This window comes from Chitinophagales bacterium, assembly GCA_020636495.1.
In the GTDB taxonomy this organism is placed as follows: Bacteria; Bacteroidota; Bacteroidia; order Chitinophagales; family Chitinophagaceae; genus UBA5543.
Genome location: JACJXQ010000008.1, coordinates 2950179 through 2964272 on the forward strand (window position 1 = coordinate 2950179; position 14094 = coordinate 2964272).

General features: G+C 46.8%; 15 protein-coding genes. 11 read left to right on the forward strand and 4 right to left on the reverse strand.

Annotated features, from left to right (window positions below):
* Positions 1-13: 13 nt before the first annotated feature.
* The 4 genes from H6550_13160 (at position 14) to H6550_13175 (ending at position 3465) form a co-directional block, all read left to right on the forward strand.
* The gene (locus tag H6550_13160) at positions 14-649 is read left to right on the forward strand and encodes an NUDIX domain-containing protein (GenBank protein MCB9047076.1); all 636 of its coding nucleotides are present in this window, start codon (positions 14-16) and stop codon (positions 647-649) included.
* Positions 643-1560 carry a putative sulfate exporter family transporter gene (locus tag H6550_13165; GenBank protein ID MCB9047077.1) on the forward strand — a complete coding sequence of 306 codons (918 nt, stop codon included), beginning with the start codon at positions 643-645 and terminating at the stop codon, positions 1558-1560. Before H6550_13160 ends, H6550_13165 begins: the two co-directional genes overlap by 7 nt.
* A 216-nt stretch (positions 1561-1776) precedes the next feature.
* On the forward strand, positions 1777-3018 hold the full coding sequence (locus tag H6550_13170; GenBank protein ID MCB9047078.1) for a T9SS type A sorting domain-containing protein: 1242 nt from the start codon (positions 1777-1779) through the stop codon (positions 3016-3018).
* Between the two features lie 135 nt (positions 3019-3153).
* Positions 3154-3465 carry a DUF1232 domain-containing protein gene (locus H6550_13175; protein MCB9047079.1) on the forward strand — a complete coding sequence of 104 codons (312 nt, stop codon included), beginning with the start codon at positions 3154-3156 and terminating at the stop codon, positions 3463-3465.
* Here the strand turns inward: H6550_13175 and H6550_13180 are convergent.
* Positions 3462-4085, reverse strand: a complete 624-nt coding sequence (locus H6550_13180) for a hypothetical protein (GenBank protein ID MCB9047080.1) — start codon at positions 4083-4085, stop codon at positions 3462-3464. The two genes, H6550_13175 and H6550_13180, sit on opposite strands and share 4 nt — an antisense overlap.
* A gap of 92 nt (positions 4086-4177) precedes the next feature.
* Between H6550_13180 and H6550_13185 the strand changes: the two genes are divergently transcribed.
* A complete protein-coding gene (locus H6550_13185) occupies positions 4178-6370 on the forward strand; it encodes a radical SAM protein (GenBank protein ID MCB9047081.1) in 2193 nt (730 codons plus the stop codon).
* 8 nt (positions 6371-6378) lie between these two features.
* Here H6550_13185 and H6550_13190 read toward each other — a convergent pair whose 3' ends face one another.
* On the reverse strand, positions 6379-6888 hold the full coding sequence (locus H6550_13190; GenBank protein ID MCB9047082.1) for a lipocalin family protein: 510 nt from the start codon (positions 6886-6888) through the stop codon (positions 6379-6381).
* Positions 6889-6911: 23 nt separating this feature from the next.
* Between H6550_13190 and H6550_13195 the strand changes: the two genes are divergently transcribed.
* Together H6550_13195 and H6550_13200 are read left to right on the forward strand one after the other, a co-directional pair.
* A complete protein-coding gene (locus H6550_13195; protein MCB9047083.1) occupies positions 6912-7943 on the forward strand; it encodes a phytanoyl-CoA dioxygenase family protein in 1032 nt (343 codons plus the stop codon).
* A 527-nt stretch (positions 7944-8470) separates the two neighbouring features.
* The gene (locus H6550_13200) at positions 8471-9139 is read left to right on the forward strand and encodes a hypothetical protein (protein ID MCB9047084.1); all 669 of its coding nucleotides are present in this window, start codon (positions 8471-8473) and stop codon (positions 9137-9139) included.
* 254 nt (positions 9140-9393) lie between these two features.
* On the opposite strand, the gene fabD is transcribed toward H6550_13200, so the two are convergent.
* Positions 9394-10287, reverse strand: a complete 894-nt coding sequence (gene fabD / locus H6550_13205) for an ACP S-malonyltransferase (GenBank protein MCB9047085.1) — start codon at positions 10285-10287, stop codon at positions 9394-9396.
* Between the two features lie 155 nt (positions 10288-10442).
* Between fabD and ytxJ the strand changes: the two genes are divergently transcribed.
* The gene (gene ytxJ, locus H6550_13210) at positions 10443-10772 is read left to right on the forward strand and encodes a bacillithiol system redox-active protein YtxJ (protein MCB9047086.1); all 330 of its coding nucleotides are present in this window, start codon (positions 10443-10445) and stop codon (positions 10770-10772) included.
* Here ytxJ and H6550_13215 read toward each other — a convergent pair whose 3' ends face one another.
* On the reverse strand, positions 10773-12104 hold the full coding sequence (locus H6550_13215) for an MATE family efflux transporter (protein MCB9047087.1): 1332 nt from the start codon (positions 12102-12104) through the stop codon (positions 10773-10775).
* A gap of 139 nt (positions 12105-12243) precedes the next feature.
* Here H6550_13215 and H6550_13220 point away from each other — a divergent pair, with 139 nt between their 5' ends.
* The 3 genes from H6550_13220 to coaD are packed head-to-tail and all read left to right on the forward strand — an operon-like array spanning position 12244 to position 14082.
* Positions 12244-13086, forward strand: a complete 843-nt coding sequence (locus H6550_13220; GenBank protein MCB9047088.1) for a DUF3822 family protein — start codon at positions 12244-12246, stop codon at positions 13084-13086.
* On the forward strand, positions 13074-13622 hold the full coding sequence (locus tag H6550_13225; GenBank protein ID MCB9047089.1) for an RsmD family RNA methyltransferase: 549 nt from the start codon (positions 13074-13076) through the stop codon (positions 13620-13622). Before H6550_13220 ends, H6550_13225 begins: the two co-directional genes overlap by 13 nt.
* Before the next feature lies 1 nt (position 13623).
* Positions 13624-14082: a pantetheine-phosphate adenylyltransferase gene (gene coaD / locus H6550_13230; protein ID MCB9047090.1), complete on the forward strand. Its 459-nt coding sequence runs from the start codon at positions 13624-13626 to the stop codon at positions 14080-14082.
* Positions 14083-14094 lie beyond the last annotated feature (12 nt).

The following is a 14094-nucleotide window of genomic DNA, read 5'->3' on the forward strand; positions in this document are numbered from 1 at the left end:
ACAAACTTCGCGAATGGACTTTGCGCAAAAGATATATATAAACAATAAACCCCTGATATTGACAACCGATGCCCGGTCCTATATTGCAGAACATCCTATTGCAGGCGGTTATATATCTTTAGAAGGTGCCTTCCCACGCAATTTCAGGCTGGCACTGCAACACATCAGCAAGCGTGGAACATTGGGAGCTATCATCGAAGATTTTTCCTATGAATCATTACAGGAAGAATTACACGCCCTCTATACACCAATAGATGCCGGCGGCGGTGTAGTAACCAATGAAAACGGGCAGGTACTAATGATATACCGTCGTGGTAAATGGGACCTCCCCAAAGGCAAATGCGACGATGGTGAAGAAATAGATGAATGTGCCCTGCGCGAAGTGAGCGAGGAAACTGGTCTGTATAAACTGAAATTGGGCGAAAAGATATGTGACACCTATCATGTGTACAGCCAAAACAAACAAAACCTGCTGAAACGAACAGCATGGTATAAAATGAAAGGCACACTGAAAGAAAAACCTGTGCCTCAAGCCGAGGAGAATATCATGGAAGCCCGATGGGTATCTGATGAAGAATTGTCATCAATTGTTTATAAATCTTACGAAGCCATACGCGAAGTAATGCAAAAGGCAGGGCTAAAATGGTAAAGAACAGCATTTTCTGGATAGCACTGGCAATATGTTGTATGCCATTCATGTCCCCCCCATATGCACTCTTTCTCGGACTTATCTTATCTATGTTCATCACCAACCCTTTGGGCAAGAAAAGGGGTAAGTTCACAGCATTTTTACTTAAAGTATCTATTGTAGGCCTGGGTTTTGGCATCAATATTAATACTGCGTTAGAAGCAGGCAAAGAAGGATTCATATACACAGTTATTTCTATTATATCCACACTATTGGTAGGCATACTGCTGGGCAGCATATTCAAAGTAGACAAAATAACTGCCTACCTGGTGTCTTCAGGCACAGCTATATGTGGAGGTAGTGCTATTGCAGCAACAGCTCCGGTAGCGTCTGCTAAAGAAGAACAGATAAGCGTGGCGCTGGGCGTAGTGTTCGTACTCAATGCCATAGCTCTTTTCATATTCCCTGTTATAGGACATATGCTTGACCTCTCACAAATGCAATTTGGTATATGGAGTGCTATAGCTATACACGATACCAGCTCGGTAGTAGGGGCAGCCAGCACCTATGGCGAAGAAGCATTGCAAATAGCTACTACTATAAAACTGGTACGCGCATTATGGATCATACCTTTGGTTGTGGTTACAGCATTCATCTTTAAAAAGAAAGATACCAAACTGAATATCCCTTATTTCATAGGCTTGTTCGTACTGGCCATGCTTATCAGTTCATGGGTTCCACAGATTGAACTTGTAACACCCTACATAGTAAAAGCAGCAAAAACAGGCTTTACGGTTACATTATTCCTGATCGGTTCCGGCCTGTCACCCAAAGCCATTAAAGCAGTGGGATTTCGCCCATTGTTACAAGGCATAGTACTGTGGTTGCTGGTGTCTGCAGTGGCTTTATTAGCTGTGCTATATGTAATATAGATATTCAATAGCAGCCTTAAGCCGCATATATTTGTCGGCAACCTCCCTTCTGTCATGCGATTGTAATAAACAATCCCTTTTCCCGATTTTGATGCCGCTTTTCCCGATTAGTAAAGCATTCATCTAAACAGCGAACTTATCTTTGCACACAATGATCCCAGCTCTGAACAAACACAATATCTGAGCAACACATACGATCTACTTAATAAAACAGAGATGAAAAAACAATTACTATCGGCACTGATCCTTGTGGCCGCAGCAACAACAACTCAGGCTCAAGTAGTGCACGACAGCGTGATACTTGACGCAGGTTACGCAAAACAAGTTTGGTACAGCCTGCAGAATGACGAGCAGGGCAGCGCACAGAAAAATGAGTGGGATATTGCCTTTGACGTAGTAGAGATCACTTCCTCAATTCGCATCAACTCGGCTGCGGGCGTTATGTTATGGAACTATCCCAAAGGGGATAAATCTGCATGGTCAACAGTAGACACCAACGGACTGAGCACATGGGACCCACGTTACAACTCAGACACATCATGGGCGCAGGGAGCTATGGGCCGATATGCCGACCCTAACAACCCTTTTGATATTGACTGGGGAATTTACGACATGACCACCCACATCATTCACGGTGACTCTGTTTATATCATCAAACTGGTAAATGGTAACTACAAAAAACTATTCATCGACAACCTGACCGGAGGTACATTCAACTTTAAGTTCGCTAACCTTGATGGCAGCAGTGAAGTTTCTGCACAGGTAAGCAAATCAACCTTTACAGATAAGAACCTCGGATACTATTCTATAGTGAACCAAAATACACTAAACAGGGAACCGGACAACTTTAAATGGGACCTGGAATTCACCCAGTACACAGGTTTCGTGCCCATTCCGTATACAGTTACGGGCGTATTACACAACAGGGGGGTTAGTGTAGCTGAAGTAGGTAACCTACCCAACAAGAACACTTACAGCAACTGGCAGAGCCATACACGTTCTACCGAGATAAACACCATCGGTTACGACTGGAAATCTCAGAGCATGGGTGTATACTCTGTAAAAGATTCATTGCTGTACTTTGTAAAAGATGTGGAAGACCATATCTGGAGGCTGATATTCACAGACTTCTCCAGCACTAACGGCATGTTCGTTTTCGACAAAGAAGTGATCGGCTCGCTAAGCGTGAAAGACAACATCAGTGGCAATAAAAACACCGTTGCGCTTTATCCTAACCCATCAAAAGGTGGTGACGTACAACTTGTGTACAGTACACCTGACAATGTAACGATAACGGTTACGGACATGGCAGGAAGAACAGTATTTGCACAACAGGTAAACGGCAGCACAGGCCTGCATACTTTCACCCTGCCTGCAAACTCTTTCAATAGCGGTATGTATATAGTTGCTGTCAACACGGCGGGAGGTTGTGCACAGCAGAAGCTGATAGTTCAATAAGGCATATTTCGATCTACATAGCCCTCTCTGCCCTGCACCGGCAGAGGGGGTTCTTTTTTAACATTAGCCTGACCCTTCTTAACAGTACTGCAACATTCACATGCGTAATTTTGTACTGTAATTAAACGTATGCCGATGATGGGGAAAATTACTACTATAAGTAATGCAAAACATGTGAAAGAGGGCTGGCATCTGCTGCGCAACCGCAAAACTTTGTGGTGCATGCTGAAAGAGTCTTGGAAAGGAAGTTATAAAATGTCATTCTTAACCAGTGCACTGCTGGTGCTGGGGCTATTATATGTTGTTATACCGATAGACTTTGACTGGATACCAATCATAGGTTGGATAGACGACGGATTCGTGATATTCCTGATGATAAAACTGCTGCAGAAAGAAACACAACGTTACATCCGCTACAAAGCTATGGAGCGCCGCAGGGACTGCTAGATTACCTGGCCCTTTACTATCCTGTACAGGCCTGTCCATACAATACAGGCCAGCAGGATAAAACAAATAGCGCGCAGGTGCAGCCAGAAGCTAAAGAACGAATAAACGATACCGCCCTCAGGATTATCCCTGTAATATATTACAGGCAACTCCTCTCCTGTATCAAAGTGCCTGAAAAAATAGGCTCCCCAGGGTGTTTCTGTCAGGTATTCATCTGTTTCTTCGTAGCTGGTTTCAAATACTTTATTTTCTGTGAACTCTTCCTGCCGCTCAAACCCGTGAGCAACAGACTCTGCCAGGTGTATTAATTCATCTTCCGTCAGTTGTCCTACGTCATCTATTTCTATCTGTTGACCGTATTTCATAGCGGCATTTTCACTCGGCGTATGATCTTCGGGCTTATATATTCTTTTCTTTATCTCTTTAGTTGTAACCGGTCCTTTGAATTTCACCACAGGATAGGGCACCACGTCACGTCCTCCCCTACCCGACATTCTGCCGTAGGCAAAGCTGCGCTCTTCTACCACTACACCCGTCGTCTTCTCCATTTCTGAATACTGGCAGCCTTTTATGCCAAAATGAATAAGAATAATAACTAAATAGCCCAGATACTTGCTCATAGGTTTCGCGAATAGCTACTAAACTAACAAAATCCTTCTTACCATACGCCCTTACGCAATTACCAGTACCTTTGCACATTAAACTTTTGCATTTGTCAGCCCCGGTATTATTAATAACGCCCCCGTTTACACAACTCAACACCCCCTACCCGGCTACGGCCTACCTGAAAGGTTTCCTGAACACTAAGGGCATACCCTCCGTGCAGGCAGATATGGGCATTGAGGTAACACTGGCATTATTTTCAAAAACAGGGCTGCAACAACTTTTTGCACTGGTTGACGGATCTCAGGAACTTTCTGCCAATGCACGGCGTATCGTAGCGCTTCAAGACGACTATATACATACCATAGATGCAGTTATACTATTCCTGCAGGGACATAACCCTACACTGGCTACCCTCATAGCCAAAAGGAATTACCTGCCCGAAGCAAACCGCTTTGCGCAACTTGAGAACCTCGACCTCTCATTCGGTAATATGGGTACGCAGGACAGAGCCAAACACCTGGCCACCATGTACCTGGAAGACCTCTCTGACCTGATACAGGAATGTATAGATCCGCACTTCGGGTTCAGCCGGTATGCAGAGCGTTTGGGTAGGTCGGCCAATAGCTTTGATGAATTGTACGAAGCCCTGCAGGCGCCTCCCGGTTTCATCGATCAACTGTTGCTCAACATACTAGAGCAAAGAATTGCAGACGTTCAACCATCGATGGTCGCGCTCTCGGTTCCATTTCCCGGCAACCTGTTTATGGCTTTCCGGATAGCGCAATGGCTCAAACAACATCGCCCGAACATCAAAACTGTTATGGGCGGCGGTTTCCCAAATACTGAGTTGCGCTCCCTGTCTGACGCACGCGTATTTGAATTCTTCGATTTCATCACCCTGGACGACGGCGAAGCACCTATTGAAACGCTGGTCAAGTATTTGAACGGGCAATGCGCATTGGAAGAGCTGAAACGCACTTTCACATTGGTGGATGGCGAGGTCACTTTCTTCAACAACCCTTCATGTGCCGACTACAAACAAGGGCAGGTGGGCACACCTGATTATAGTGATTTTTTGCTGGATAAGTATATTTCTGCCATTGAGATAACCAACCCTATGCACAGCCTGTGGAGTGACGGGCGTTGGAACAAGCTCACCATGGCGCATGGTTGCTATTGGGGTAAGTGTACCTTCTGCGACATCTCATTACCCTATATTAAGAACTACGAACCGCTGACAGCGCAACTGCTGTGCGACCGTATGGAAGAGATCATTGCGCAAACGGGCGAAACAGGTTTTCATTTTGTAGACGAAGCTGCACCACCTGCGTTGATGCGCGAACTGGCACTTGAGATCATCCGGCGCAAACTGGTGGTAAGCTGGTGGGCCAACATACGTTTTGAAAAGAGCTTTACGCGCGACCTCTGTATACTCCTCAAAACCTCGGGCTGCATTGCCGTTTCGGGTGGGCTGGAAGTAGCATCAGACCGCTTGCTGGAGCTGATACAAAAAGGCATCACAGTAGCGCAGGTAGCCAGGGTAAACAAACACTTTACCGATGCAGGTATCATGGTGCATGCTTACCTCATGTACGGCTTCCCCACACAAACCGCGCAAGAGACCATAGACTCGCTGGAGATGGTGCGGCAGATGTTTGAAGCGGGCGTATTGCAATCTGCCTTCTGGCACCGCTTTGCCATGACGGCACATAGCCCGGTAGGTTTAGAGCCGGACAAATACAAAGTAGCAAAGGCCACTGAAGCCGTAGGCACTTTCGCTAATAATGACATTGACTTTACCGACCCCACAGGCGCTGAGCATGAACTGTTCAGCTATGGGCTGAAAAAGTCATTGCTCAACTATATGCATGGTGTGGGTATCGACTACCCCCTGCACAAGTGGTTCGAACATAAAGTGCCCAAAACCACTATTTCGTCCGACTATATAGCCAAAGCACTGAAACAGGACGAGATATCATCGCGTAGCAATGCCAAAGTAGTATGGATAGGTAAACCACCTGTAGCGGAACACTATACAAAATCGAAGAAAGGGAATACCTGGGAAATGACCTCCCTCACTTTCATGGGCAAACAAGACAGCCTTACCATAAATGTCAGTCAGCCGCAGGGCAAATGGCTGACAGAGTTGCTCGACACAATGTCTGCAGATGGATTGAACACACGCACCCTGCAATCTGTAAAAGAAAGCTACGAAGCCGCAGGACTTGAAGATTTTGAACTGTTCTGGGACAACAAACCCGTGAACGGTTTGTACAAATACGGGCTGCTGGTGCTGTAACCACACTTCTACCTGCAACCCTTCTGCTCAGTAACACTGAGCATAGTCGTATCAAATCCCTTGGCCTGCACACGTTCCAGTATAGACTCATACACCGCTTTATCCATTTGTGGTGTGCGGCACAATATCCATAAATACTTACGGTTAGGGTGTCCCACCACGGCATAGCTGTAATCATCAGCCAGGTCTATGATCCAGTACTTGCCCCAGAACGGGCGAAAGAAAGACACCTTTAACTTGGCATTCGTCTCTTTGTCTGTTACTTTGGCGATACCGATACTCTGCTTGCCTTTACCATAAGCCGTACAACTGTTATCCACCTTCACCGTACCGTTGTCGTTCAGGGTATATTCGGCTACCGTGCAGGTACAACCTTTCTGGAAACGTTGCGGGAACGATGCTATCTCGTACCATTTACCCATGTACCGTTGAATGTCTACGTGCTGTACCGTGGCCAACGGTTCGTAACTGCAGGCGCTGAAAAAAAGCATAGTTGTAATGATCATTAAATACCTCATGCAAGGTATAACAAACTATCCGTATGGTTGGTTCATTACAGCCAGCCGCATTTTGTATAGAAAACTGGGTGATTTTCACCTTGTCGGGCAACGATGACTGTCCTACATTTAACCACATGATGACGATGAACACGGAACAGGGAAAAGACCCCATGTACCTGCTATGGAAAGACGCTATATCTGCCAGGGACGGCCATGGTACAGGTGCCAACGATGATGTATGGAGCAAGCAGGTGCGACACCTTTCGCAATACGGTATAGGCATGCCCGAAGCGCTGGGCTACCTCTATCACGAGGGCCCTTCGTTCGAAGCCTTCAGCCGGTGGATACTGCAACACAAGACTACCCATGCAACGAACGGACATGATGAACCGGTGCTTTCGCAAGCCGACCTTGGCCACTGGAACGAGAACGGCTACGTGGTGGTAAAGAACGCGGTAAGCCCCGAACAATGTGAAGCGGCCAGGGATGCGATATGGGAATTTCTCGGAGCGTCGCCCCACGTGCCGGAAACATGGTACCTGCCACACCCGCAGAAAAAAGGACTGATGGTAGACCTGTTTCAGCACCCCGCACTGAACGACAACAGGAGCGCAGGCAGGATAAAGAAAGCCTACGAGCAACTGTATGGCGCTACCGATATTTACCTGCTGATAGATAAAGTAAGTTTCAATCCGCCGGAGACACAAGAGCACAAATTCAACGGCTGTAGCCTGCACTGGGATGTAAGCCTGCATCAGCCCATACCCTTTGCCCTGCAGGGGCTACTCTACCTCAATGATACAGGCCCGGATGATGGCGCTTTTCATTGCGTGCCCGGATTTCATACATCTGTCGGCAACTGGATTGCTGCTCTGCCGCAAGATGCCGACCCAAGACAACTGGCACCTGCAAAGCTGCAACCCGTACCCGTTAGCGGCAATGCCGGCGACCTGGTGATATGGCACCAGGCACTACCCCACTGCGCTACCCCCAACCGCGGCAAGCACCCCCGAATGGTGCAATACATTGCCTACAAACCCGTAAACGAACAGGTAGCGGAAGTGTGGAAGTAATGGCCATTGGTTTTGTACCTGAAAATTGTTTCCTGCTGCCTGCTTTTGTTCCCGTTTTGTTTCCTTGTATAGCGTACAGGGGAAAGCAATGCACCTTGTAATTGATTGAAATGCAAACTATTGCAAGGTTTTGTTTCCAAATGTTTCCTGATTGGCAAAAATAAAAAAGCGGGCCGGGCAGGTGATTCGTTTTCTGATGGCGATATGTCAAAGAGCTGTGCATGAATAATAATTATCATTCATTTTACAGTAGCAAATATACGTTAATTATATCATTTAAGCAATTTTATTCTAGTACGCATCACTCGTTTAAGTTTGCCACTTAAATGATATATAAAGAGCAGGTTTGTAACCTGCAACGGTCATTCCTCGGCCTCATCACACTATTGCCAGGCAGAGCCATGCTTTTATTGCTGAAACGATAACGTAGATATGAGTAGGTGTTCTTTTACAATATTATTACGGATCTGAATGTTATAGATAGTAATTTAGCTAACGGTCATTAACTAAAAAACTTAAATAAACCTATGAAGAACCTTCTTTCTATATCATTTATATTACTCGTATTTATTTCATTGTCCGGGTGCACGAAAAAAACAGCCAGGCAGGTGCGTACAGATACACTTAGCAGCCCGGCCTATGTTTTTTACATGCTTTCAGACTTAAATGCCGGTGACATAGATGTTTACGTCGACAATGTTTTACGCGGAAAAATTACCGCCCCCCTTGCAAAAAAGCCTGGTGACTGTTTTGATGAGCATGCTTTGGTAGTGACCCAAAAGCCAGGCAATTATTTATTAAAAGCTTATAGTTCCGGTGGAAAGCAATGGACGGCGAACTTATCATTTAATGAGGGTCAATGTAATTATTTCGAATTCAAGTCAGACAATACAGATGACCAGGCAAAGTGTTATGAAAGCCTTGAAGGCACGTGGCGCAGGGCCAATGATGCCCGTGTGCCGAATAGTGCTGGTATGATCGTTGAATTTGCCAACGGCAAGGGCATAATTACAAGTGTGCCTGATGGCGTAGACTTTTATAAAAAAGGGATGGTAAAATGGGTACTTTTTAATAGCAAGAATTGCAGAATTTATGACCTGACCACAGCAGGAAGCCATTACAATCATTTTGTACACTTTCCTGATGCTAACACGTTCGTTATCAACAATGAGATAATGTATGTAAGGGAAAATTAACGGTTGCTCTACACTCATTTATGTTTGCAACTAAAATGATACATAAAGAGCAGGTTTGTAACCGGCAATGACCATTCCTCAGCGTCATCATTGTATTGCCAGGTATAGCCTTGCTTTTATTGCTGATTTAAGTTGCTGGCTTAAATCAGTGGGGAAAATGGCCGAAATAAAAGAAATGAACGAAAGGTGAGTTATGAGATAAAAAAAGCGGCCCGAAAGCCGCTCTAAAAGAAGAAACAAAGTTGTATGATATATTAAGAAAGAGAATCGGTCTCCACCTCTTTCCCCATCTCTTTGGCAATTTTCTTCACCAGCCCCTGCAGCACCGTTCCCGGTCCGCACTCGGTAAAATGCGTAGCACCATTATTGATCATATGCTCCACGCTTTGTGTCCAGCGCACAGGCGAAGTAAGCTGGTTGATGAGGTTGCGCTGTATCATAGCCGGGTCAATATACGGGTTGGCATCTACGTTCTGGTACACCGGCCCGCTCGGGTTGCCGAAGTTGGTCGCCTCTATGGCCGCCTGCAGCTCTTCTTTGGCAGGCTCCATCAGTGGCGAGTGGAACGCACCACCTACCTGCAGCACCAGCGCGCGCTTGGCACCGGCAGCCTTCATAGCCTCGCAGGCCTGGTTGATGCCCTCAATACTGCCGCTTATTACCAGCTGGCCGGGGCAGTTATAGTTGGCAGGCACCACCACCTCGTTGGTGATACCGGCGCACACCTCTTCTACTTTGGCATCGTCAAGTCCCAGCACTGCCGCCATTGTACTCGGGTTCATTTCGCAGGCACGCTGCATGGCCATAGCACGTTTGTACACCAGTTTCAGGCCATCCTCAAAGCTCAGCACCTTGTTGGCTACCAACGCGCTGAATTCGCCCAGCGAGTGGCCCGCCACCATATCAGGATGCAGCCCATCCTGCACCAGGAAGCTGATCACCGAATGCAGGAAAACCGCAGGTTGTGTCACACGGGTCTGTTTCAGGTCCTCTGCCGTACCGCTGAACATGATATCCGTAATGCGGAAACCCAGTATCTCGTTGGCCTGTTCAAAATATTCTTTGGCTAAAGTGTTGCTGTCGTACAGGTCTTTACCCATACCTGTAAACTGCGCCCCCTGTCCGGGGAAAACGTAAGCATGCTTCATCTGTCATCAATTTGTAGCGGCTAAAGTAATGCAAAAGGGGCAAAAGGTTGAAAAAGGCGGTCGGTTAAATTGTCAGTCAGGTTAGTTACCTATACTATCATTTTACCTTATCTGCCTATTAACCTATTGATCTTTTAACGCTTTAACTTTGCAAAATGAACTGGACAGAACTGACAAACGAAGCGCAACTGGACGCTATTGCAGAGGAAAGTAAAACGCAGCCTGTAGTGATATTCAAGCACAGCATACGCTGCAGTATCAGCGCTATGGCCAAGACCCGCCTGGAGCGCTCAGAACAACCTGAAGGCATCAAATTCTACTACCTGGATCTGATCAACTACAGGCCGGTGAGCAATAAAGTGGCCGAGGTGTTCAGCGTACACCACGAGAGCCCGCAGGTACTGCTGATAAAGGGCGGCGAATGTGTATATGAAGAAAGCCACAATGGCATCAGCATGGAAGAGATTGCTGAGCAGGCAGCATAATTACACCGTTTTGTTCCTCCACCTGCCGGTGCGCAGGTACAGGATACAGGCCGTGACCAATGCGCCCCAGTAAACGAATTCTGAGGCCCAGGCCCAATACAGTGGCAGCCGCATACGCTCTATGACGAAGTAGCAGTACACTACATAGGTGCCCACGCATATCACCTCTATCAGCAGGTTGATACGTGTATTACCGGTACCCATCACGCCGTTGAAGAGTACAGTAGCTACCGCCATGATAATGGACGATATGGCTACTACCCTCAGACTAGGGATGGCAAACTGTACCAGGTCAGGGTCGTTGCGGTACATACCCAGGAAGCTATCGGGGAAGATGACCAGTATAGCGCCGAGTGCTACGGCATATATCACCGCCAGTTTTATAGTGCGCAGTATCACGGGTATCACCAGCCTTTGTTTGCTTTGGCCTATTACGTTGCTCACAATGGTATTGCAGGATGAGGCCAGCGCCCACAGCCCGATACCCGCTACGCCAAACACGCTGCGCAGTATCTGGCTCACTGCCAGCTCGCGCGTGCCCAGGTGCTCTACATAGATAAAGAATATCTGCCAGCCGCCTATGCTGAACAGGAACTGTACGATAAGTGGCGAAGCTATTACCAGCGAACGTCGGGCCAATGCAGTATCAAACCTGCCTGTGGAAAGTACCGGGAACTTATGCTGCATCTTTTTATAATAAAAGATGCCATACATAACAGCGCAGAACACCACCTCGGCAATTGCAGACGCGAGTGCGGCACCTGCAAGGCCCATCTCAGGCAGCCCTAGCTTGCCGAATATCAGGCCGTAGTCCAGGACGATATTCACGGCGGTACTGGCTATGGCCCCATGCACCAGGTAGCGCGACTGGTTGGTAGCTATATAAAATGAGTTGGCCAATTGAGTAAGTAACAGGAAGGGCAGCCCCCATGTACGCATGTTCAGGAACTGTAAGGTAAGGTGGGCATTGCTATCGTCGTGGAGGTTGGTATTGAATATTATTGGCGATAATATAAATGAAACAACCATCAATCCTATACCGAACATGAGGCAGAGCATCATACCATTGGTAAAGGTGCGGGCAAGGCCTGTATAATTGCGTTCGCCCGCCCGGCGAGACATCTGTACCTGTATACCATTGGCCAGCCCATACCCGATCATAGATAATATGAGGTAGAAGATGCCCGCCATACCATTGACGCCCAGTTCGCGCTCGCCCAGTTGCCCAAGGAAGATGGTATCCGTCAGGAAGCTGATCTGCGGAATAAGCAGGGAGACCGATATCGGCGCCGCCAGTTTAAGTATATCTTTATTAGTAATGGATAGTTGCACTATGGATATTGATATATGTTAAGCTGACTTGTTAAGTGTGTTATGTGTAATAGCTTTGCAAAAATAGCGTACGCGGCACAACTTACAGCTTTATGATTGTGCAAGTGTCGCAAAAAAATTCTATAATTGTGCCAGAGGTATGGCAGAGATAACTAATAATCCGTCTAACGAGCAAATATATAAGCTGCACAATAACGATAACATCATTTCGCAGATAGCGAGGGTGGTTATTGTGTTGATGCCGCGCGCGGTATCTGTCGCCGGCTTCAGCGACAGGGGCGACCTGCTGATGATCAAGAACAACGAATACAAAAAAACGCTGCCGCAGTGGATCATCGATTTTTTTGAGCACCAGTTCCTGAACGACCAGATGCTGTCTGCGCCACACAAGGTGACCTCTGTTTTTGTGGCAACAGACAAGAACCTGCTGGTGCCTGAAACTTTATACAAACCTCATGATGCAGAAGCATGGCTGAAAAAACTGCACTATGTAGAGAGCAATGAGATAGTGACGACACATCACCTGAGGGAAGACAAAGCGTACTACCTGTATGCATGGCCATCGGCTATTAAAAGCCTCATCAACAGGTATTTCACTAAATCCAAGATATTGCCGTTCTCCACCTACCAGTTCTACAAGCCATTCAAGGCGGAATGCAGCCTGCAAATGGCACTGACCAGCGATAGGGCTTTTGCCACATTGTACAAGAACAGGGAACTGACCTGGCACCAGGTATTCAATTATAAATCATCAGAAGATATTGCCTACCAGGTAATGCACGCTGCCAATGAGTTTGGTATTGAGCAGGGGCAAATGGCCATACAATGTACCGTTGCCAATAAAGAACTTGCCCCTCATATTACTGATATGCTGCAGTTCTTCCCCGGGTTGAAAGACGGAACGGGCACTGTTGTGACCAACGAGCGTGGCTGGGTGAGCAATATCTACCTGATCCAACAACTATACGCATGCGGATTATAAGCGGTGCATTCAGGGGCAGAAAATTCACTCCCCCGGCGAAGACACCTGCCAGGCCAACAACAGACGTAGCTAAAGAAGGCCTTTTCAATACATTGCAGAATATGATGGACCTGGAGGATATCTCCACCTGCGACCTGTTTGGCGGTACGGGTAGTATCAGCTATGAGCTGGCATCGCGCGGGGCAGGCAACCTGACACTTATCGAGGCCGATACCGGGAATATCAACTTTATACGTAAGACAGTAGCCCTGTTGGGTGTTGCCGACAAGTTCAATATCATAAAAGGGGATGTTTTCCGATTTATGAAGCAATGTACCGAGCAGTACGATTTCATATTTGCCGGCCCTCCTTATGCACTGGAAAATATTGACGATCTGCCCATGCTGGTGTTTCAACAAAAGATGTTGGCAGAGGATGGTATATTTGTATTGGAGCACACGCCCCGCAATGATTACCAGCAGCACCCGAACTTCCTGAAGATGAAAAATTACGGAACGACGGTGTTCAGCTACTTTACCAACCAAAATGAACAGTAAGATGGAAAGGATATGTTTATTCCCCGGCACTTTCGACCCTATGACACTGGGGCATGTGGATGTTATCAAACGTTCCGTTTCCCTGTTCGATAAACTTATCATAGCGATCGGTGTGAATTCGCAAAAGACACCTATGTTCACTGTTGAACAACGCACGGCCTGGATAGAAGAGATTTTCAAAGACTATCCACAGATATCTGTAACGAACTATACAGGTTTGACCATCGACTTTTGCAAGCAGGTGGGGGCACAGTATATGATGCGTGGCATACGCTACATAGCTGACTTCGAATATGAGAAAGCCATTGCTGATATGAACCGTACACTGGCGCCTGAAGTAGAGACCATTTTCCTTACCTGCGCGCCGGAGTATTCTACCGTTTCTTCCACCATAGTACGCGATGTGATACGCAACGGTGGAGATGTAAGTAAATTCATTCCTGCCGAGATAAAATGGTGATTCAGCTCCCAA